This window comes from Endozoicomonas sp. 4G, from assembly GCF_023822025.1.
Classification (GTDB): Bacteria; Pseudomonadota; Gammaproteobacteria; order Pseudomonadales; family Endozoicomonadaceae; genus Endozoicomonas_A.
The window spans coordinates 3,342,286-3,363,096 of record NZ_CP082909.1 but is presented as its reverse complement, the minus strand read 5'-3'; the positions used below and the strand labels follow the sequence as shown (position 1 = coordinate 3,363,096).

At 50.0% G+C, this 20,811-nt stretch carries 23 protein-coding genes; 9 read left to right on the top strand and 14 right to left on the bottom strand.

Going from position 1 to position 20,811, the window contains the following annotated elements; all coding sequences use genetic code 11:
• Nucleotides 1–175: 175 nt before the first annotated feature.
• Nucleotides 176–982 (bottom strand): hypothetical protein, encoded by an 807-nt coding sequence (locus tag K7B67_RS13080; protein ID WP_252176303.1) that lies wholly within the window; start codon nucleotides 980–982, stop codon nucleotides 176–178.
• Nucleotides 925–1,989 (bottom strand): hypothetical protein, encoded by a 1,065-nt coding sequence (locus K7B67_RS13075; protein ID WP_252176302.1) that lies wholly within the window; start codon nucleotides 1,987–1,989, stop codon nucleotides 925–927. Before K7B67_RS13075 ends, K7B67_RS13080 begins: the two co-directional genes overlap by 58 nt.
• Nucleotides 1,990–2,237: 248 nt before the next feature.
• On the opposite strand from K7B67_RS13075, the gene hutU reads away from it, so the two are divergent.
• Together hutU and hutH are read left to right on the top strand one after the other, a co-directional pair.
• The gene (hutU, locus tag K7B67_RS13070) at nucleotides 2,238–3,914 is read left to right on the top strand and encodes a urocanate hydratase (protein ID WP_252176301.1); all 1,677 of its coding nucleotides are present in this window, start codon (nucleotides 2,238–2,240) and stop codon (nucleotides 3,912–3,914) included.
• Complete coding sequence (gene hutH / locus K7B67_RS13065; RefSeq protein WP_252176300.1) at nucleotides 3,914–5,434, top strand: histidine ammonia-lyase; 1,521 nt, start codon at nucleotides 3,914–3,916, stop codon at nucleotides 5,432–5,434. Before hutU ends, hutH begins: the two co-directional genes overlap by 1 nt.
• A 68-nt stretch (nucleotides 5,435–5,502) precedes the next feature.
• On the opposite strand, the gene K7B67_RS13060 is transcribed toward hutH, so the two are convergent.
• A complete protein-coding gene (locus tag K7B67_RS13060) occupies nucleotides 5,503–5,937 on the bottom strand; it encodes a cupin domain-containing protein (RefSeq protein WP_252176299.1) in 435 nt (144 codons plus the stop codon).
• A 40-nt stretch (nucleotides 5,938–5,977) separates the two neighbouring features.
• Complete coding sequence (zapE, locus tag K7B67_RS13055) at nucleotides 5,978–7,084, bottom strand: cell division protein ZapE (protein WP_252176298.1); 1,107 nt, start codon at nucleotides 7,082–7,084, stop codon at nucleotides 5,978–5,980.
• Between the two features lie 412 nt (nucleotides 7,085–7,496).
• Between zapE and K7B67_RS13050 the strand changes: the two genes are divergently transcribed.
• Together K7B67_RS13050 and K7B67_RS13045 are read left to right on the top strand one after the other, a co-directional pair.
• A complete protein-coding gene (locus K7B67_RS13050) occupies nucleotides 7,497–8,045 on the top strand; it encodes a hypothetical protein (RefSeq protein WP_252176297.1) in 549 nt (182 codons plus the stop codon).
• A complete protein-coding gene (locus K7B67_RS13045) occupies nucleotides 8,021–8,734 on the top strand; it encodes a transposase (RefSeq protein ID WP_252180576.1) in 714 nt (237 codons plus the stop codon). The genes K7B67_RS13050 and K7B67_RS13045 overlap by 25 nt, the downstream gene beginning before the upstream one ends.
• Here the strand turns inward: K7B67_RS13045 and iscB are convergent.
• Nucleotides 8,687–9,796 (bottom strand): RNA-guided endonuclease IscB, encoded by a 1,110-nt coding sequence (gene iscB, locus K7B67_RS13040; RefSeq protein WP_252176296.1) that lies wholly within the window; start codon nucleotides 9,794–9,796, stop codon nucleotides 8,687–8,689. The two genes, K7B67_RS13045 and iscB, sit on opposite strands and share 48 nt — an antisense overlap.
• Before the next feature lie 414 nt (nucleotides 9,797–10,210).
• Here iscB and K7B67_RS13035 point away from each other — a divergent pair, with 414 nt between their 5' ends.
• The gene (locus K7B67_RS13035; RefSeq protein ID WP_252176295.1) at nucleotides 10,211–10,702 is read left to right on the top strand and encodes a DUF1043 family protein; all 492 of its coding nucleotides are present in this window, start codon (nucleotides 10,211–10,213) and stop codon (nucleotides 10,700–10,702) included.
• A 51-nt stretch (nucleotides 10,703–10,753) separates the two neighbouring features.
• On the opposite strand, the gene trxB is transcribed toward K7B67_RS13035, so the two are convergent.
• Nucleotides 10,754–11,704: a thioredoxin-disulfide reductase gene (gene trxB, locus K7B67_RS13030; protein WP_252176294.1), complete on the bottom strand. Its 951-nt coding sequence runs from the start codon at nucleotides 11,702–11,704 to the stop codon at nucleotides 10,754–10,756.
• Between the two features lie 179 nt (nucleotides 11,705–11,883).
• Between trxB and cysZ the strand changes: the two genes are divergently transcribed.
• Complete coding sequence (gene cysZ, locus K7B67_RS13025; RefSeq protein WP_252176293.1) at nucleotides 11,884–12,615, top strand: sulfate transporter CysZ; 732 nt, start codon at nucleotides 11,884–11,886, stop codon at nucleotides 12,613–12,615.
• Between the two features lie 73 nt (nucleotides 12,616–12,688).
• Nucleotides 12,689–13,030: a histidine triad nucleotide-binding protein gene (locus tag K7B67_RS13020; protein WP_252176292.1), complete on the top strand. Its 342-nt coding sequence runs from the start codon at nucleotides 12,689–12,691 to the stop codon at nucleotides 13,028–13,030.
• An 82-nt stretch (nucleotides 13,031–13,112) separates the two neighbouring features.
• Here the strand turns inward: K7B67_RS13020 and K7B67_RS13015 are convergent, their stop codons facing one another.
• On the bottom strand, nucleotides 13,113–13,523 hold the full coding sequence (locus K7B67_RS13015; RefSeq protein ID WP_252176291.1) for an OsmC family protein: 411 nt from the start codon (nucleotides 13,521–13,523) through the stop codon (nucleotides 13,113–13,115).
• A 270-nt stretch (nucleotides 13,524–13,793) separates the two neighbouring features.
• On the opposite strand from K7B67_RS13015, the gene K7B67_RS13010 reads away from it, so the two are divergent.
• Nucleotides 13,794–14,288 (top strand): superoxide dismutase family protein, encoded by a 495-nt coding sequence (locus K7B67_RS13010; RefSeq protein ID WP_252176290.1) that lies wholly within the window; start codon nucleotides 13,794–13,796, stop codon nucleotides 14,286–14,288.
• 83 nt (nucleotides 14,289–14,371) lie between these two features.
• Here K7B67_RS13010 and trpC read toward each other — a convergent pair whose 3' ends face one another.
• The 4 genes from trpC to K7B67_RS12990 are packed head-to-tail and all read right to left on the bottom strand — an operon-like array spanning nucleotide 14,372 to nucleotide 17,236.
• Entirely contained in the window at nucleotides 14,372–15,175 is an 804-nt protein-coding gene (gene trpC, locus K7B67_RS13005; RefSeq protein ID WP_252176289.1) for an indole-3-glycerol phosphate synthase TrpC, read from the bottom strand.
• 3 nt (nucleotides 15,176–15,178) lie between these two features.
• Entirely contained in the window at nucleotides 15,179–16,216 is a 1,038-nt protein-coding gene (trpD, locus tag K7B67_RS13000) for an anthranilate phosphoribosyltransferase (protein ID WP_252176288.1), read from the bottom strand.
• 30 nt (nucleotides 16,217–16,246) lie between these two features.
• The gene (locus tag K7B67_RS12995) at nucleotides 16,247–16,825 is read right to left on the bottom strand and encodes an aminodeoxychorismate/anthranilate synthase component II (protein ID WP_252176287.1); all 579 of its coding nucleotides are present in this window, start codon (nucleotides 16,823–16,825) and stop codon (nucleotides 16,247–16,249) included.
• A gap of 51 nt (nucleotides 16,826–16,876) precedes the next feature.
• Complete coding sequence (locus K7B67_RS12990; protein ID WP_252176286.1) at nucleotides 16,877–17,236, bottom strand: type II toxin-antitoxin system HicB family antitoxin; 360 nt, start codon at nucleotides 17,234–17,236, stop codon at nucleotides 16,877–16,879.
• Nucleotides 17,237–17,388: 152 nt separating this feature from the next.
• On the opposite strand from K7B67_RS12990, the gene K7B67_RS12985 reads away from it, so the two are divergent.
• Nucleotides 17,389–17,682: a type II toxin-antitoxin system HicB family antitoxin gene (locus K7B67_RS12985; protein WP_252176285.1), complete on the top strand. Its 294-nt coding sequence runs from the start codon at nucleotides 17,389–17,391 to the stop codon at nucleotides 17,680–17,682.
• On the opposite strand, the gene trpE is transcribed toward K7B67_RS12985, so the two are convergent.
• From trpE to rpe, 3 genes are all read right to left on the bottom strand, one after another.
• The gene (gene trpE, locus K7B67_RS12980; RefSeq protein ID WP_252176284.1) at nucleotides 17,671–19,191 is read right to left on the bottom strand and encodes an anthranilate synthase component I; all 1,521 of its coding nucleotides are present in this window, start codon (nucleotides 19,189–19,191) and stop codon (nucleotides 17,671–17,673) included. The two genes, K7B67_RS12985 and trpE, sit on opposite strands and share 12 nt — an antisense overlap.
• A 51-nt stretch (nucleotides 19,192–19,242) precedes the next feature.
• Nucleotides 19,243–19,929 (bottom strand): phosphoglycolate phosphatase, encoded by a 687-nt coding sequence (locus K7B67_RS12975; protein WP_252176283.1) that lies wholly within the window; start codon nucleotides 19,927–19,929, stop codon nucleotides 19,243–19,245.
• Between the two features lie 171 nt (nucleotides 19,930–20,100).
• A complete protein-coding gene (gene rpe / locus K7B67_RS12970; protein WP_252176282.1) occupies nucleotides 20,101–20,778 on the bottom strand; it encodes a ribulose-phosphate 3-epimerase in 678 nt (225 codons plus the stop codon).
• Nucleotides 20,779–20,811: the final 33 nt, after the last annotated feature.

Below are 20,811 nucleotides of genomic sequence, written 5' to 3'. Positions count from 1 at the left end.
GCCTGCTCAGTGTAGACCTTAAGTACCTGGTTGATTGATTTGCCCAGTGAAAAAACGATCAGCAGAACCTGTCTGAGTCCGTGCAGTTGCCGTGCAGGACAGTCTTAAGCCCGACGCCTGCAGCATGCCGGAAGTTTGCTGCAGGCAGCCGGTCTGGAGGAAGGTTAAGGGCCGGTCACGCCCAATTACCATATTTACAGCCGAACCGAAAGTAGAAATCGTCCAGGTATTTTATTCGTTCTTTCAGGTATTTTCTCTTCTTCTCTTCGTTGCTGAGCTCTTTTCTTTTCTGCGCCTTTGCTGCCTCGTCATGTTGGGCTTCATCAGCCTGTTTTCTGGTATGAGTGTCAATAGCTGGCGTAAGCATTTTCAACAGAGCCCTCGATTGTTTCCGCAGGTCAGAAAATCCATGGACAAGGTTTGAAAATATGACTTGGCGATCAACTTCATGCATAAACGTTTTTTCTAAATGTTGCGATAGGTATTTTTCTATGGCAAGAAGCAATTCTTGAAATAATTCAGGGTTTTCATTTCCGGGGTTTTCTTTTGCATCAGTGATTACCTTTTTGAATACATCAAATAATTTCTGTTCTTTCCCTTCAGAGTCAGTAATGGTCTGATCCCAATTTGATTGACTGAAATAGCTCGACATGTTGTCTATAAGTTCGTCAGCGTCTTGTATCTTGAATGGGTCAAGAATAAGGCCTATGGCATTCATTAAAGTGGTGAACTGATTATTAGAGGCAATGATTACAGGTCTTTCTTCAGCCTGTTCTTCTATCACTTCTAACGTTCGTTCAGTTGAACTTATAGTAAGCTCATAAAACGGTATTTCGTACATATCAAGACCACGGTTGAGCAGAGAGGATGCGTATTCTAGCGTTGGATCTGCGGGTTCCTCGAATTTTAGAGTTCCTGAGGGGTTCAACGTTCGCCGTAAAAGCCTGAGTGTACTTTCTGAGATGTTTTCGTATTTTTGCAAATGCTTAAGGAGCTCTTCAGCTTCTGTGGGGTTCCCAGTCGTTGCAAATACTCAAGGAGATTTCTAGATTCTGAGGGGGCCCACAGTTTTCGCAAAATCCTGAGGCGCATTTTTTGCAACAACTTCAGTCCAGAGAAGACGGATGCAGATTCTTTAACATTTCCCATTATTAAGTGACTTTCTATGGGTGCTTTTGTACCTAACAGCTCTCCTTTCCTGGCCTCGAGCCTCTCGATACCCGACAAGCCAGTGGCATACAGCAGGAATGAGTTAAAAAAATCATAAGCCACCTGGGTGGATGCTCCACTTGAATGGATGGCCGTATAATAACTCACCAGTAACTTTGCCAGGCTCTCCCGATCTTCTGGTTTGGTCAAATCGACAGGCGATTCAGTACCCTGGATAGAAGACAGAACTTCCATCATCTTTTCCTGGTCTGGGTCAGGCACAATGTCGAGTGTTTGTTTCACTTGCTCAATCATGTCTGCAATGGTCAGGTTCCCACTGTGGGAAGCTTCCGGGAGCCAGGCCAACAGAGTATCCAGGGTGGCTTGATCAAGGCCGGTATCCAGCCCCTGGATAATGGCAGTAATTTGTGCATGGGTCATTGGCGGGAGCGGAATGGTCATTAAAGGCTGCAGCTGTTGTGCCCCGGCTCCCTCCGGTTCTTCTGAATGCTCACCCTTTTTTTCGCCCTGCTCATTGTCATGGTTGATGGCGAAAATAAGATGGGTTGCATTTGGGTCGAGAGCAAAAGGAGGGGTTAACCCCATGTAAGCATTATGGTTAATCAAGTCGTCCAGGAAGTTAGTCGTTTTTGTCGTTTTATCTCCGGCAAGCACCTCCACAACTGGCGTTGGTAAAGGATTTTTTGCCAGCAGTTTAGAACAGGGGCAAGCCATAGCGGTGAGGTTAAGGGCTGTGACAATCCAGTGTTTAACCTTGCCACGATGGAAAAATGTTGTTCGCTTTGCGGTCTTAGGCAATCGGGAAATGGAGTGATTCATCAATACCTACCTTCTCCGGTTTATGAGTGCCCAGACAAGATAGTCTATGGTTTGTAGCAGTGCTCAACTATCAGCGCACGGGGCGGACGCCTGAAAGTGGATTAGATCTGTATCCCAGTGAGGTGAATCGATAAAATCACCCACTCAAACAGGGGATGCTCCACTTTCATACTCTGTGATAGAGTCCTCTCGTTGGCCCCAGGGCCAGTAAAACAAAAACAACAGGAGAGTCGTGAGGTAACCCTTTCATGAGTCAAGGCAAACGATTTGATCCGAACCGCACCATCCGTGCATCCCGTGGTACAGAACTGTCTACCTGCAACTGGCAGGTAGAGGCGCCGCTGCGAATGTTAATGAATAATCTGGATCCCGAGGTGGCAGAGCATCCCCAGAGTCTGGTGGTTTATGGCGGTATAGGCCGGGCTGCACGAAACTGGGACTGTTATGACCGCATAGTCGACACACTCAAGAGCCTGAAACCCGATGAAACCCTGCTGGTTCAGTCAGGAAAACCGGTGGGTGTTTTCAAAACCCACGAAGGCGCACCCAGAGTTCTGATTGCCAACTCTAACCTGGTACCTCACTGGGGCAACTGGGAACATTTCAATGAGCTCGACCGTCAGGGTCTGATGATGTATGGCCAGATGACCGCAGGCTCATGGATTTACATTGGTTCCCAGGGCATTGTCCAGGGGACTTATGAAACCTTTGCCGCCATGGCCCGCAAACATTTTGCTGGCGAGGCTTCAGGCAAATGGATTCTGACCGGCGGTCTGGGTGGGATGGGCGGTGCTCAGCCACTGGCCGCAACCATGTCGGGTTTCTCAATGCTGGCCTGTGAAGTGGATGAGTCCAGAATTGATTTCCGCCTGAAAACCCGTTATCTCGATGAAAAAGCCCGCACTTTGGATGAAGCCCTGAACATTATTCAGCAGGCCCATTCTGAAGGACGTTCGGTCTCAGTCGGATTGTTGGCCAATGCTGCCGATGTTTTCCCCGAGCTGGTATCCCGTGGTGTAACGCCTGATGTGGTGACGGATCAGACTTCTGCCCATGACCCCCTCAATGGTTATCTGCCCACAGGCTGGACGATGGCGCAGGCGGCTCAAAAGCGTAAGGAAAATCAGTCAGATGTTGTCAAAGCGGCAAAGCAGTCCATGGCCGTTCAGGTTCAGGCCATGCTGACCCTTCAGGAGCGTGGCGCAGCCACCGTAGACTATGGCAACAACATACGACAGATGGCCAAGGATGAAGGGGTGGAGAATGCTTTCGATTTCCCGGGGTTTGTGCCTGCCTACATTCGCCCGCTGTTTTGCCAGGGAATCGGTCCGTTCCGCTGGGCGGCATTATCCGGTGACCCGGAAGATATCTATAAGACCGATCAAAAAGTGAAGGAGTTGATTCCTGATAATCCTTCGCTGCATAACTGGCTGGATATGGCCCGGGAACGTATTGAGTTTCAAGGGTTGCCCGCCCGTATCTGCTGGGTCGGCCTGAAAGACAGGGCCCGTCTGGGCATGGCGTTCAATGATATGGTGGCCAGTGGTGAACTGAAGGCACCTGTCGTTATTGGTCGGGACCATCTGGATTCCGGTTCAGTAGCCAGCCCTAACCGTGAAACCGAAAGTATGAAAGACGGCAGTGACGCAGTATCCGACTGGCCATTGCTGAACGCATTATTGAATACGGCTTCCGGTGCGACATGGGTCAGCCTGCATCACGGAGGTGGTGTCGGTATGGGGTACAGCCAGCATGCAGGTGTCGTGATTGTCGCTGATGGTACCGATCAGGCCAGGGAAAAGTTGTCTCGTGTGCTCTGGAATGATCCGGCAACAGGCGTAATGAGGCATGCCGATGCCGGCTATGACATCGCCAGAGACTGCGCCCGGGAGAATGATCTCCATTTGCCGATGGAGGAAGTCTGATGCAGCTTGTACCGGGTAAAATAACGCTAAGGCAGTTGCGGGAACTAAGCCGGTCGCAGATCCCGATAAAACTGGATCACAGCTGCTACCCAAAGATTCAGAAAAGCCTTGACTGTGTGCAAAAGGTAATCCGCGAAAACCGGGTGGTGTATGGCATTAATACCGGTTTTGGTATGTTGGCCAGCACCCGTATCGCTGAGGAAGATCTTGAGCAACTCCAGAGCAGTATTGTGCTTTCTCATTCCACCGGTGTCGGGGAGTGGATGAAAGACGACACTGTACGTCTGATGATGGTATTAAAGATCAATAGCCTTGCCAGGGGCTATTCCGGTGTCAGACCTGAATTGATTGATGCTTTGGTCACTCTGGTCAATCACAACGTTTTACCCTGCGTGCCTGAAAAAGGCTCTGTGGGTGCCAGTGGTGACCTGGCCCCCCTGGCGCATATGAGTTGCCTGTTATTAGGTGAAGGTCTGGCCAGGGTGAAGGGTGAAACCGTATCGGCTGAAGCCGCTCTGGCAGCAGCGGGACTGGAACCCCTGAGTCTTGCCCCGAAAGAAGGATTGGCACTTTTGAATGGTACTCAGGCGTCTACCGCTTTTGCATTGGAAGGACTCTTTGCTGCGGAAGATCTGCTGGCTTCTGCCGTGGTCACCGGCAGTCTTTCTGTGGAAGCAGCGATGGGCAGCAGGAAACCTTTTGATGAGCGGATTCACATAGCCAGAGGGCTGCCTGGGCAAATAGACGTCGCTGCCGCTTATCGGGCTCTGCTGGATCACAGTGCAATAGGGCATTCCCATGAGCACTGCGACAAAGTTCAGGATCCTTATTCACTGCGTTGTCAGCCTCAGGTGATGGGAGCTTGTCTGGAACAGTTACGTCATGCCGCAAGGTTGCTGGAAATTGAAGCCAATGCGGTTTCTGATAATCCGCTGGTGTTTGCTGAAGAGGATGAAGTCCTGTCGGGCGGTAACTTCCATGCTGAGCCTGTGGGCATGGCAGCAGAAGCGATCGCCCTGGCCAGCTGTGAAATCGGGGCGATCAGTGAAAGAAGAGTCGCCTTGCTGGTGGATCATCACCTGAGTGGATTGCCACCTTTCCTGGTTGAGAACAGTGGCGTTAACTCTGGCTTTATGATTGCCCATAACACTACGGCGGCATTGGCCAGTGAGAATCGTTGCCTGTCTCACCCTTCGGTCACGGATAGTCTGCCAACGTCTGCTAATCAGGAAGATCATGTGTCCATGGCCACTTATGGGGCTCGCAGGCTGAGGGAAATCAATGGCAATACCGGGGCCATTCTGGGCATCGAATTACTGGCAGCAGGGCAGGGTGTCGACCTGCGAAAACCCTATGCCACTTCTGAGCCTTTGCAAAAAGTGATGGCCTTACTGAGGAGCGAAGTGCCTTTTTATGATCAGGACCGTTACTTCTCACCGGATATTGAAAAGGCGGGGCAATTGATTACCAGTGGTTGTCTGAATGCTTTTGTTGGCAATGGCTTATTGCCCAGTGTCTGAAAAACTGCCGTAACACTTTGGTTCCCATGTTTTCAGGTTCGGTGGATCCTGGCATGGGAGCCTGTGGGTTATTGTTCTTCTTTTAACACCGTAATGGCCTGCCCTTCATTACCGGCATAAACGACAACGATTTCTGCGGGCTCATCGGATTTGTTGATTCCGTAGTGCCACTCATCCACCATCTCAACCAGGGCGTCACCGGCTTTCAGTTCCAGCTCCTTGCCATCAGACAAACGGACAACCGTTAATTCCCCCTTAATCAGATAGCCGGCATTGATAACAGGGTGCTTATGAATAGGCAGTCTTGAATGGGGGGCGATGCCAATACGCAGCACCCGAACTTCAGGGTTTTCAAGGTTGACAGCTTTCAGAGGAGTACCGTCCCAACTGGTTGTGCTGTGTGCCAGTACTTTAGTAGAAGAGTCAGTAGAAGAGTCCGCAGAAAAGGCGGAAGGGCTGACAAGAACCAGAAACAGGGCGGCACGTCTTAGAACGGTTTTCATGATAATTTTCTCTCGGCAAATTTAAGCCTGACACTGTGTTTCATAACAGAATCGGATCGTGAGGTTGCGACAAGTACTCTTTGGACTGCATTTCTTGCAGTCGACTGATGGTGCGCTGGAATTCAAAGTTCAGCTTGCCGTGGGTGTAAAGATCCGGCAAGGGGGTTTCTGCGGTGAGAATGAGTTTAACGTTGCGGTCATAGAACTCGTCCACCAGACTGATGAAGCGTCTGGCCTGATCGTCTTTCTTCTCACCCATCTGCGGTACATTTTCCAGAATGACGGTCTGGTAAAGGCGGGCCAGTTCTATGTAGTCGTTCTGGCTTCTTGGACCATCACAGAGTGCTTCAAAGCTGAACCAGCCTATGTCTTCACAGGTGCGTTCGCTATTGATGGGTCGGCCTGCTATCTCAATGGTGTCGGCTTCCCGACATTGATTGATATCCGGTGCCAGGTCATTGAATGTTTTCAGCAGATGTCGATCGGCTCCAATCCCAAGGGGACTGAAGTAGGTTTCTGCTTTTTCCAGAAGGCGCAGGCGATAGTCGGTGCCGCCATCAACGTTGACCACCAGGGTATGCTTTTTCAGCTGAGCAATAGCTGGCAGGAAACGGGCTCTTTGCAGGCCGTCTTTGTAGAGTTCATCGGGAATCACGTTGGATGTGGCCACCAATGTGATGCCTCTTTGAAAGAGCTGTTCAAAGAGTCCACCCAAGAGCATGGCATCGGTGATGTCAGAGACGAAAAATTCATCAAAGCAGATCACCCGGGTTTGGGCGGCGAGTGCCTCTGCCACCTTATCCAGAGGGTTTTTTTCTCCCGACAGTTTTTTCAGTTCAACATGAACCCAGCGCATAAAGTGGTGAAAATGCATGCGCTTTTTCTCGGGGAACGGCAGGCAGTCGTAAAAGGTGTCCATCAGATAGGTTTTGCCCCGGCCCACGCCGCCCCAGAAGTAGAGCCCGCGAATACTGCTGGTTTCTTTTCTGGTAAAAGGGTTGATGCGCTTGAGCAGAGAAGGGCGGGGAGCTTCAGCTATCAGCAGATCAAAAAGACGCTGGAGGTGTTGAACCGCTGCTTCCTGATGGGGGTCGTAGCTGAAATGGTCTTTGTTTAAGTCCTGCTGGTAACGAGATTTCGGGGTCATCGTTTTTCCTCAACTGGATACCCCGTACTTCTAGTGCGGGGAGGAATGTTGACTTGCCCGATTAGGGCCAAGCTATACCCGTACCCATCCACAAACTGAATTTTCTGACAGTTTCTCCATGAAATTCCTTGGATGGTGTCGCTTTCAGTCTTGATGTTGAATGAGCCTGTCGTTCTCACTGCAACTCGACCTGTATACGTTCCTTGCCGTTTACCAGCTGGAACGATAGCTTTGACGATATCTCCAGTCTGAAACCCCTGAACCTGCTTGGAGCTTTTAGCTTTTGTACGGGGAAACCCGTACTTGTCAACTCTACACATTTGTCGTGAGCCTCTACCCATAGCCTTAATAATTAAGGGAACTGGCGATCAAAATCATACCGGAGTATGGTAGGCAGCAAGCTTAAACTCCTATGTCATTGATTGCTATGTCTACCTCTGTTGCTATTCCTCAAGAAGCCAAAGACGTCATTAAGTTTGCAGCCAAACAACTCACTGGCATGAAAAAAAGAATCTTCATGGCTGAGGTGTCGAAAAAGCTCTGCTACGAGAGTCCCCGCTTAACGGAGTCAGAGTTTGGTTGGAGCAGAAAGTCCGTAGAACTCGGTATCAATGAGCTACGGACAGGGTTCGAGTGCTTTGGCCATTATGAAGTATGTGGCAAGCGCCGTTCAGAAATTAACCTACCACAATTAGAACAAGACATCCGTAGTCTGGTTGAACCGGAAAGCCAGGCAGACCCACAGATGAAGAACACATTAGCCTATACTCGCATTACAGCTAAAGCGGTTCATCGAAAGCTCATTGAAGAAAAAGGCTGGGCGGAAGATCAGGTTCCCAAAGTGCGAACCATTAATGATATTCTCAATCGCCTGGGCTATAAACTGCGTCGGGTACAAAAAACCAAACCCCAAAAAAAGTCCCGGAAACCGATGCCATTTTTGAAAACGTCCACCGAATAAACGAAGAAGCTAAAAACAACAAAAAAGCGTTGCGAGTCAGCATAGACTGCAAAGCAACAGTTAATCTTGGCGACTTTTCCAGAGGGGGTAAATCTCGTGGGAAGGCTCCTGTTAAAGCACTTGATCATGACATGGCTACGAAGAGTAAACTGATTCCTTTTGGCATTCTCAATCTTGAAAACGACCAACTCCATATTTTCTACGGCAATTCGAACAAAACCAGTGATTTTGTCTGCGATGCGTTCGAGTGGTGGTGGGATCTGGTGAAAGAAGAAAATCCGGAGGTAGAGGAGATTGTTATTTTTGCCGATAATGGTCCGGAAAATAATAGTCACCGCACTCAGTACCTCTCAAGGCTGGTGCGTTTCAGTCAAAGCAAAGGCCTGAAAATTCATGGGGTGTACTATCCTCCCTATCACAGCAAATACAACCCCATCGAACGTAGGTGGTCTTCGCTGGAAAATCATTGGAGTGGGACGTTATTGAATACAGTGAGCACTGTATTGAAATGGACGGAAACTATGACATGGAAAGCGATGAGTCCTGTGGTTAATCTGCTGGACAAGTTTTATCCCAAGGGAGTGAGACTTGGAAAATCAGAAATGACTGATATAAATCCATACATTATCAGGAATCCGAAACTACCAAAGTGGGATATGACTGTCGTTCCTGAATCGGTAGTTTCTTAACCGCCACTTCCCTAAGGGTTTTGTGCTCTCTGCTATGTATACACTGGCTCCAGACTCTCCTACACAAGCCGCATCTATCCAGTGCTCTTTCTTGTATCCTTGCTGAGTGCGGTTGAACTTCGTTCTACCGCCAGTAGCAAAGGTGGTAGGAAGACCTATGGCCTGAACACGTCTAGCGGTTTCGTTTCTTGTGGCATTGACGGCAGCAGCATCTTTCAGACAATTGACCTTCTTTCCTTTCAGGATGTTGGTTACATTTCTGACTCTTGCTGTATCCAGCTTGTTCTTGTTCTTTTTCTTTGAAATAGATTCAAGCCACTGCTTAGGGTGGATAGCTCCTTTTTCTTCATTGCATGTACGACATGCAATGTACAAGTTACCGATCCGGTTTGAGCCTCCCAGAGCTCTGGATATGAAATGTTCGATGTTGAGGATTGGGTCGTTACTCACTCCCTTACAGTATGAACATTTGTGTCCATCCCTATAGAGTAAGTACTGTCTCAACTCTGTACCAAACAACGTACCTCGTTGGTACTCAACCCCCGAGATATCAGGGTTCTCCATCAACTGCATATCGAACTTAACACGCTCAACAGCTAAATCACTGATGGGTGCTTTGAGACAGAATCTCTTTGCCCAAGTCTCGGTATTGAAGACTCGACTCATAAGGCTGGGCGGTAGCCAGCCTTCAGGTCTTGTTCGATTCATGAAGCGGGCTTTTCTATAGCGGGTTTTCCGGTTTCTTCTGGCTCGACGTGTTGTACGCCGAGACTCAAGAGAATCCTTAACCCTCTGACCTCTATGTTGGAGTTCAGCAGCAAAGACAACTTTCTTTCCACGATCACAGTCAGCCACAGCGGCTATGCCTGTTGTTTTGCTTCCAACGTCGAATTTGAGTTCCAGTGGCTGAACATCTCCACCTTCTCTTTCCTTCAGGATGATCGTGAAAGGATAGTGTCTGAAGACAGCAGCTTTACCCTTGTCTAACAGCTTTCTTGCTCTTGCCGGATGGCAAGGCATAAGAGGCTTTTTGTTTTTGTCTAACACGAACACTCGGTTCATACATCGTTGTCCTTAGATTTGGTGCTTACGCACCGTTCTAGCCTTGCGGCAGTAAAGTTCACCTCGACAATGTTAATAGGCGGTTTCTTGATAGCAGCACTGTGATTAACCCTCAATACACTGTTTAACCACTATCCTTAGAGCGTGGGACTGGTGAAGCATCCCACGGTAACTATGCATTCGCCTTTAACGTAGCCACTCGAAGTGGCTTAGTCTGGTCACTTACATCCGTGAATTAGAGGCTTTTACAGGCCCCGTCCTTCAGGGCGGGGTTCAGTGACGTCAGTCGTTCAATGGTTGTTTCACTATGGCTGATTAACGATCGGCTCATCCTGATGTTACACAACCTCTCTATACTTTGCGCACAAAAGATTATAACTTTGGCACAAGTGTAGGGCTGTTTGAGGCGATGCTGTGGAAAATGTAAATGTACTTTGGTTTGTAGGCAGTTTGGCGTTTCTGGTGGGTATGACGGGTGGTGCACTCTTGTACCATCTGCTGGCAGGTCCCCGTTCAGATCGAGGCAAGATGGAAACTCAGCTGAAAGATCTGGAAGCGGATTTCAAACAGTATCAGGACAATGTAGCCGATCATTTCAACACAACGGCTCACCTGGTTAACAAACTGACAGACAGCTATAAAGATGTTTACGAGCACATGGCTAACGGAGCCAACTCATTGTGCAATGACGACAGTGTCAAGAATAAGCTCAGTGATTCTCTGATCAGCAGCAGTGCCCTGTTGTCGGGCCAGATTCCCAAGCGTCGTACCGAGCGTACCAAACCACTGGAACAGCCGTTGGATTATGCACCCAAGGCAGACCAGAATGAGAAGGGGACGTTATCTGAAGACTTCAGGGTAACCTCTGAAACACCAGAGGCAGCAAATAGCCAGCAAGCTTCCTGACCTTGATGACTTTGGAAAACCTGCAAGCCCCGCATCAGCGGGGCTGCCTGATCAGGACAGCGAGTCCAGGTACTTTTCGGCATCCAGGGCCGCCATGCAGCCAGTGCCAGCAGAGGTAATCGCCTGACGGTAAATGTGATCCATCACATCACCCGCAGCAAATACGCCTTCTTTGGAAGTCAGGGTAGCGTTGCCTTCGGAGCCACCGCTGACTTTTATGTAGCCGTCTTTCATGTCCAGCTGGCCTTCAAAGATGCCCGTGTTTGGTGTGTGGCCAATGGCAATAAAGCAGCCCTCGGCGTTAATTTCACGGGTCTCGCCAGTATTCACATCCTTGATGCGAACGCCAGTCACACCCATGTTATCACCCAGTACTTCATCAAGGGTGGCGTCAAGAGCCAGTTTCATGTTGCCGTTTTCGACACGGTCGATCATCTTGTCCTGCAGGATTTTTTCTGCACGGAAACCCTGGCGACGGTGAATCAAGGTGACGGTTTTGGCAATGTTGGAAAGATAGAGAGCCTCCTCAACCGCGGTGTTGCCGCCTCCCACGACCACGACATCCTTGTTTTTGTAGAAAAAACCATCACAGGTGGCACAGGCAGAAACGCCCTTGCCCTTGAAGGCTTCTTCACTGTCCAGACCCAGGTAGCGAGCGCTGGCACCGGTGCTGATAATCAGGGAGTCGCAGGTGTAGGTATCGTTGCCTTTGAGGGTGTAAGGCTTTTTGCTCAGATCGACTGCTTCGATATGGTCAAAGATAATGTCGGTACCAAAGCGTTCTGCATGAACGCGCATGTCTTCCATCAGGCCCGGGCCTTGAAGACCTTCGGGGCCGCCAGGCCAGTTGTCCACGTCGGTTGTGGTCGTCAACTGCCCACCCTGTTGCATGCCAGTGATCATCACTGGCTTCAGGTTTGCCCGGGCAGCGTATACCGCAGCTGTGTATCCGGCAGGGCCGGAACCCAGGATCAGCAGCTGGACGTGCTTGGCTTCACTCACATTTTACTCCTTGCTCAGGAATGTCTGTCAGAGGCAGAGAAAGTCTCTGACGATAAGGGATTCATAATTCGTTAAACTGTGTGAATAATAACGGCTTGTGTTGATGAGAACCAGAATCTCTTCAGCGATCGGCTTATATTTGCAACCCACCTGAAACAATCTGTAAAAGGAACTCTGTTATGCCAACGCCTGCACCGGCAAGTGGACCCGGTTATTTTCTCAAGGGACTATCCTATCTTCCGGATCCGGCTATCCGCTGGTATGTGATGATCCCTCTGACCGTTAATATTCTGGTGTTCGGTTTTCTGATCTACCTTGGTCTTCAGCAAATGAGTGGGTTGATGGCCTCGTTGGTTCAATGGCTGCCCAGCTGGCTATCTTTTCTTGAATTCCTGCTCTGGCCGCTGTTGTTCCTGGCCATGCTGGGGGTTGTGTTTTTTACCTTTACGATCGTCGGGAATTTTATTGCGGCCCCTTTCAACGGCCTTCTTGCCGAAAAAGTTCAGAACCTTCATGGTAAGTCAGATTTACCCGAATACGAGCTGAAAGACTGGCTGACCCTGTTGCCCAAAACCATAGGCCGGGAGGGCCGAAAACTGGTCTATTACCTGCCTAAGGCGGTGGTTTTGTTGGTGTTGTCTTTTATCCCCGTGGTGAATCTGATTACCCCTGTGCTCTGGTTTCTGTTCAACAGCTGGATGATGTCGATCCAGTACTGTGACTATGCCGCAGACAACAGAGGGGTGTCGTTTAATGACATGCTGGATCGTCTGAAGCAGGATCGAAATTACGTCTGGGGATTTGGTGCAACCGTGACACTGGTGATGCTGATTCCCTTTATCAATTTACTGATCATGCCAGCGGCTGTGGTCGGGTCGACGCTGCTGTGGGAAGACAGGATTGAGGATTAGAAGCCTTTCGGGCTAAAGAATCAGCTGTTAGGCTTAGCTTGGTTTTTCGAATCAGAGGATTGGAGGTCAATCAATGAACTGTCTTTTCTGCAAGATGGTGGCGGGGGAGATCCCCGTCGATAAGGTTTATGAAGACGACGATGTGCTTGCATTCAGGGATATCAACCCTCAGGCCCCTGTCCACGTCCAGATCATTCCCAGGAAGCATATCGCAACACTGAACGATGCAACTCCGGAAGATCAGGCAGTACTGGGAAAAATGATGCTGGTGGCCAGTCAGATCGCCAAAGATGAGGGCTTTTCCGAAGACGGTTACCGCACGGTAATGAACTGCAACAGCCACGGCGGCCAGTCAGTTTATCACATCCATCTCCACCTGATCGGTAAACGCCAGATGAGCTGGCCGCCAGGCTGACAAGCCCCGCAGGACAATAAAAAAAACTGCTCTTTGAAGCCCGGAACCCCCCCCGCCAAAGCGGGAATCCAGGCTTCCAGCTTCAAGCTTCAACTATTTCATAACTATGAGTGATTTCCACCCCCCCCTTACCCAGCATCATGGCGACCGAGCAGTATTTATCAGCAGACAGTTGCACCGCACGCTTAACATGGGATTCTTTTACAGCGATGCCTTTAACGACAAAGTTCAGATGAATTTTGGTGAAGACAGCGGGCACGGCGTCGGCACGTTCAGCCTGAATATCAACCTGGCAGTCAACAACCTTCTGGCGAGCCTTTTCCAGAATGCCGATCATATCAATGGATGAACAACCGCCCAGACCCATCAGAATCATTTCCATTGGGCTGGGTGCGGACTTAACGTCTTTATCTGCGTCCATAACAACAGAGTTATTGCTGTTAGTCAGTCCCAGAAAACGTTTCTGATCGACCCATGTGACTTGAGCTTTCATTACAGCTTGTTTCCTTTCTTAAAGAGGGCTTTCTGTGCCCTCCAGATTCGATGGATATTGGGGTCGCTATCTTACCTCAGCAGCACAAGGTCAAGCTAACCGGAATTCCCCTATGAATGGATCGGAAACATTATAACGCTCGCGAATGTTAATCAGGCTTTTTGGAATAAAACCGAAAAAGCCTGCTTTTTCAGGCCGTGTATCGAGTAAACCCCACTAAGGGTAGCTATATTCCTCTGTACATACTTACTGCTCGTGGAGTTGGCAATTATGTTCAATAAAGTCTGTGGGCTGTCTGCCATAGTGGTCGTGGTGGCAATACTTTCTGCCTGTACCTCCGGTGATAAACAGATGGATAGCTTCAAGGTCAGCATGAATCAGGTTTCTCCCTCCGGTGTTGGTGCTGATTTGGGAACCGTCACTATTTCATCGGCCTCTGGAGGCGGGGTGGAGTTTGTGCCCGATCTCCATGATCTGATGCCTGGAGAACATGGTTTCAGTGTTCATGAAGTTCCCAGTTGTGATGCTGGCTCCAAAGATGGCGTGAAGGTAGCGGCTTTGGCAGCCGGAGGTTCGCTTGATGATTTGCCGGGACTGACGGTAGACGACAAAGGTTTTGCTACAGTCCCAGTGGTAGCCAAACAACTGAAACTGGCTGATCTGAAAGGGCGTTCGCTGGTTATCAATTCTCAAAGTGACGATGCTCAAAGTGGCAACGCTGCTAAGGGCGGTGGGTCAAGAGTTGCCTGCGGGATTATTGAGTAACGACGCTGTTTTCCGGACTGAAGGGGCGTTCCTGCTCAAAATAAGGAAGGCCCCATCTTGTGTTCTTGCCTGAACGTGCACCGTTATAAGTATTTGTTGAACAGTTTTTTCAGTTCGGCACCCGGGTCTTTCTGACGCATAAAGGCTTCACCGACCAGGAAACTGTTTACTCCTTTTGAAAACATGCTATCCACGTCTTTCAGGGTATGGATACCACTTTCTGTAATGACTTTTCTACCTTCCGGAATGTCACTGAGTAACGAATACGTATTGTCCAATGTCACTTCAAAAGTATGCAGGTTGCGGTTATTGATGCCCAACAAGGTGCCTTCCAGTGGCAGTGCCCGCTGCAGTTCATCAGCGCCGTGGACTTCCACCAGAACGTCCATTCCCAGATCCAGGGCGGTGCTGCTGAACTCTTGAAGTTCGCCATCGGTGAGGCAGGCTGCGATCAGCAGGATACAATCTGCGCCAATCATACGGGATTCATAAATCTGCCAGGGGTCGACTATGAAGTCCTTGCGCAAAACAGGCAGGGCACAGGCTGAGCGCGCTTCCAGCAAATAGCGTTCGGAACCCTGAAAAAAGTCCCTGTCAGTCAGTACGGAAAGGCAGCTGGCTCCCGCCTTTTCGTAGCTCCGGGCAATGCTGGCTGGATCAAAGTGTTTGCGAATCACCCCCTTGCTGGGAGAGGCTTTTTTGATCTCGGCAATAATGGCTGCCTGGTGAGCTTCTGTTCGGGCTTCCAGGTGTTTGGCGAAGCCCCGGGTTTTTTCTGTGTGGCGTGCTTTGGTAATGACTTCCTGCATAGACATTGCCGCCTGCCGTTCTGTGACTTCTTCACGCTTTCTCTCAACAATTGTGTTGAGGATAGTTGGCATAGACATTCGTTATCCCTCTGCAATCGTTTGTGTGAAGCTGGCCAGTTCACGCATTTTTTCCAGACCCAGTCCGCTGGCAATAGCATCCTGTGCCATGGTGATTCCTTGTTGCAGGCTGTTGGCGACACCGGCAACATAAATGGCCGCACCGGCATTCAGTGAGATCATGTCGGCCGCTTTGTCGGCGTATTCGCCTTCCCGCTTGCCCAGGGCATCCCTGATCAACGCCAGAGAGTCCCCGGAGCCTTCCACGCTCAAGCCGGTCAGGTCCCGGGATTTGATGCCAAAATCTTCTGGCTTGATCATGTACTCGCGAATTGCGCCGTCTTTCAGCTCAGCTACAAAAGTTTCGCTGGCGATACTGATTTCGTCCAGACCATCCATAGAATGTACGACCATGATGTGCTGATTACCCAGCTCACGCAGAACCTCGGCCATAGAGCGGCAGAGCTCTCGGGTAAACACGCCAATAACCAGATTTTTTACACCGGCAGGATTGGACATGGGGCCCAGAATATTGAAGAAGGTTCTGATACCGAGTTCTCTGCGTACGCCAACCACGTTTTTCATGGCTGAGTGGTGAGTTGGAGCAAACATGAAACCCACGCCTACTTTCTCAACACAGCGTGCCACCTGTTCAGGTGTGATGCCCAGCTGAATGTCGGCCTTTTCCAACAGGTCTGCACTGCCGCTGGCGCTGGATACCCCGCGATTACCGTGTTTGGCTACATGGGCACCGGCAGCGGCGGCGACAAAAGAGGAAGCCGTAGATACATTGAACAGGTGGGCGCCATCACCTCCGGTGCCGACAATATCCACCAGATGCTCAGCGTTCACTTCAACACCGGTCACCATTTCTCTGAGCACCAGGGTAGCCCCGGTAATTTCTTCAATGCTCTCATTCTTCATACGCATGGCCGTCAGGAATGAGCTGATCTGGGCACTGGTACACTGACCTGTCATGATGTCACGCATGATGCTGATCATCTCGTCACGGCTCAGGTCAAGATGGCTGACAGCACGGGCAATGCCTTCTTTAATGTTCATGTGTCGTCTGGCTCCTGTCACCATTGGCTTTTATTGTTTAAGAAAGTTGTCCAGCATGTCATGGCCACGGTCGGTCATGATGGATTCCGGGTGAAACTGGACGCCTTCCAGGGGCAGGGTTTTGTGGCGAATCCCCATGATTTCATCCATGCTTCCGTCTTCGTGCTGGGTCCAGGCGGTGATTTCAAAACAGTCTGGCAAGCTTTCTTTTTCAATGACAAGAGAGTGATAGCGAGTGGTTGTGACCGGGTTGGGCAGGTCTGTGAAAACCCCCCGGCTGTTATGATAGACGGGTGAAACTTTTCCGTGCATGACGTGCCGGGCCCGAACCACTTTACCACCAAAGACCTGACCCATGCTCTGGTGTCCCAGACAGACGCCCAGTATGGGTTTTTTGTCACTGAAGTGTGCAATGGTTGCCATCGAAATACCGGCCTCATTGGGTGTGCAGGGGCCTGGTGAGATGATGATGCTTTCCGGATTAAGGGCTTCGATCTGTTCCAACGTTATCTGGTCGTTACGATGGACGGCCACTTCCTGGCCCAGTTCGCCAAAGTATTGCACCAGATTCCAGGTGAATGAATCATAGTTGTCGATCATTAAGAGCATATTGATACCTGTTGACAGCCCGAAGCCCAAGGCGAAGGATTCTAACACACCCTACCGGGATGGGCTTTCAATTCGTATCAGGCCACATGGTGCAATATTGGTAAGCTTTTGTGCGCCAACTAAGCCATCGAGGTCTATATCCACAAAAGCCCATTCATTAAAGTCTGTGTACTCAGGATCTTTGCTGTAGTCTTGTTGGTTTGCTTCGGCAATGGCGACTATGTCAAGATCACCAGACAGTGCCATTTCCTGCATCATTGAAAAGGCGGCTTCTCTGGTCATGGGTACAATTTCTTCAAACGTGTCTGCCGCTGACACGGTTGTATAATGTTCGTTGCACAGTGCCGGAATGATGATGCTGTAAGCAGTGTCATCATCTTTCGGTGTCTCGATGCCTACTCTGAATAACATACGTATGTCCTCTTTTTTATCAAATACGGGGCAGAATTTACTCTGCGTAGTTCAGGATTTTTTTACCACTCGTTCCCACGCAGGAGCATGGGAACCAGAGTTTTGCGACTTGTACATTGTGGGAAAGGCACTAAGCCCCCGGAGTTAAGATTATGAGAATAGAATACCCTGCTACTGTTAGCCGCGATGAAGGCGGGCGCTATATGGTAAAATTTCATGACTTCGGCTGGGGTGCGACTGATGGGGAAACGCTTGAAGAGGCCCTGGCTGAAGCTTCGGGCTGTCTGGATGTTCTGATTATGTCAACGATGGATAAGAATGAAATGTTGCCTGTCCCCGGCGATATGATGGCACCAGGGGTTTACCCGGTAGCGCCTTCAGCAGTCATTGCTGCAAAGGCTGCCAAGTACCCCGGTAAGTACCCCGGAACAAACTCACTCCCCTGATTGCTTCTGTTTACTGGCGGCAGCAGTCAGGCCTGTCTGGGCCATGGCGACGGCTTTGAAAAGAGCCCGTCCCTTATTCATGGTTTCTTTCCATTCCATTTCGGGAACCGAGTCGGCAACAATGCCTGCACCGGCCTGTACATGGAGTTTGCGATCTTTGATCACGGCAGTGCGAATGGCAATGGCTGTATCCATGTTGCCGTTCCATGCCAGATAACCCACTGCGCCACCGTAAACACCGCGCTTGACGGGCTCCAGTTCATCAATAATTTCCATGGCACGTACTTTCGGTGCACCACTGAGCGTGCCTGCTGGCAGAGTTGCCTTGAGAACGTCCATGGCATCCATGCCGTCTTTTAATTGACCGGTGACATTCGACACGATGTGCATAACATGAGAGTAACGCTCAATGATCATTTTGTCGGTCAGGCTGACGCTGCCTGTTTTTGATACCCGACCAATGTCGTTTCTACCCAGGTCGATCAGCATCAGGTGTTCTGCCAATTCTTTGGGATCATTCAGCAGCTCTTTTTCCAGCGCCTTATCCCGCTCTTCGGTATCGCCACGTTTACGGGTTCCGGCAATCGGTCTGACGGTGACTTCACCGTCTTCAAGGCGGGCCAGAATCTCCGGTGATGAACCTACGACATGAAAGTCACCCAGATCCATGTAATACATATACGGAGATGGGTTGGTGCTGCGTAGAGCCCGGTACAGGTTGAGGGGGGAGCTGTCAAAAGGAATGGTCATGCGTTGGGATGGCACTACCTGCATAGCGTCACCCGCCAGAATGTATTCCCTGATAGTGGCCACTGCATCTTTGAAAGCTTCCTGACCGAAACCGGATTTGAAGTCATTTTCCCGGGCAGGGTTCAGGGAAGCCTGTGTTGGTGGTAGCACGTTGGTTGTTTGCAGTCTTCGTACCAGATCGTCGAGACGAAACTCTGCTTTTTCCAGGGCAGCAGGTTCTGCCGGGTCGGCATGAGTGACCAGAATCAGCTTGCCGCTGAGGTTGTCAAACACTACCAGCTCGTCAGAAACCATCAGCATGATGTCCGGGTTGTCCAGTTCATCCTTTGGTGCTGTGCGTGCCAGTCGTTCCTCAATATAACGGACTGTGTCGTAGGCAAAGTAGCCCACCAGACCACCAGTAAAGCGGGGCAGGTGAGGCAACTCAGCTACTTTGTAACCCTGTTGAAACTGTTTAATAAAGGTCAGTGGATCTTCAGGGTTATGTTCTTCAACAACCTGGCCGTCAGTTTCCAGAGTCACCTTGCAGTCGGTACCATAACCCGACACCCGCAGTATGGTTCTGCAGGGTAATCCAATCATTGAGTAGCGTCCCCACTTTTCTCCGCCCTCTACGGATTCAAGCAGGTAAGAGTAACGACCATTGGCCAGCTTCAGGTAAGTGGTCAATGGCGTGTCCAGGTCCGCCAGGATTTCCCGGATTACAGGAATACGGTTATATCCTTCGCGGGCCAGGCGAGAAAATACTTCAGGCGTCATACTGGTCCTTTTATTATATGGCTTAGGTTAATGCAAGCGCTGAGGGAGCTTTCAGAATAAGTCCGTCAGGCTCTCGACAATACAGTCAGGGTGAGCAGACTCAATAGGTTTTCCATGGTTGTAGCCGTAGGGAACACCGACTATTTTTACATCTGCTGCCTTGGCAGCTTTAACATCATTGCTAGAGTCTCCAATCATCAGACTGTTTTGCATGTTGCAGTCAAAGTGCTTCATGGTGTATTGGAGGGGTAAGGGATGAGGTTTTTTCTCTTTCAGGCTGTCACCACCCAGACTGAGTTCAAAAAATACGTCGATGTCCATATGCTTCAACAATGAATCGGTGAAGGTTTTCGATTTATTGGTCACCACAGCTTGTTTGATGCCCGCCTTGTGCACCTGACTGAGAAAGGTAAATACACCAGGGTACAGGGTACTATGCTGGCCTACTTCAATCGTGTAGTGGTGCTGAAACCGTTCCAGGGCGCTGGCAAAGAATTCTTTTTCGACGACGCCGGGTTGGTCCCCCGTTATGTCATCGGCCAGAGCCCTTTTGACCAGGGATGAAAGACCATTACCTACCCAGAGTCTGGTTTTTTCGTTACCAGCAGCAGGCAGGTTGAGATCTGCCAGCATTTTATCCAGGGCTATCGTCAGGTCCGGAACACTGTCAACCAGCGTACCATCCAGATCGTACATGATTAATTGAACGGGGTTGTCAAGCAATTCAAACAACTTCATTGTTTTCAGATATCCATACGAGGGAGTAAAAGACAGTGAGAGTATAGGAGGGTTTCTGTTGTAATTGACTGATTCAAGTCAGTGTGATCAACAACAACACAACCCATGCTTCCGCTGTGCATAGGAACCAGAAATGGAGTAAGCTGCTGACTCTACTCCGGGTATTCAGCTTCAGAGGGATTCCGCTTTAGCAAGCTCTGCTCGCATTTGGCTAATAACAGCCTGATAGTTATCGGCATTAAAGATGGCTGAGCCGGCAACAAAAGCGTCGGCACCGGCTTCGGCAATCTGGCGGATGTTTTGTACACCAACGCCGCCGTCTACTTCCAGACGAATATCCAGACCACTGTCGTCAATCATTTTGCGAACATGACGCAGTTTGCGCAGAGTGGCAGGAATGAATTTCTGGCCACCAAAGCCAGGGTTTACTGACATCAGCAGAATCATGTCCAGTTTGTCGATCACGTATTCAATGACATCTGGAGAGGTGGCGGGGTTCAATACCAGCCCGGCTTTGCAGCCGCCTTCACGAATCATCTGCAGGCTGCGGTCAATATGATCAGAAGCTTCGGGGTGGAAGGTGATCATGCTGGCACCGGCTTCAATGAAGTCGCCGATGATGCGATCCACCGGGCTGACCATCAGGTGGACATCAATGGGCGCGGTAACACCGTGCTTTCTCAGGGCCTTGCAAACCATCGGGCCGATGGTCAGGTTGGGTACGTAATGGTTATCCATGACATCAAAGTGGACCCAGTCAGCTCCGGCAGCCATCACGTTGTCCACCTCTTCTCCCAGTCGGGCAAAGTTGGCCGACAGGATGCTGGGGGCAATAATAAAGTCACGCATGTTTTGTTTTCCGGTGAATTCTGATCAGAAATG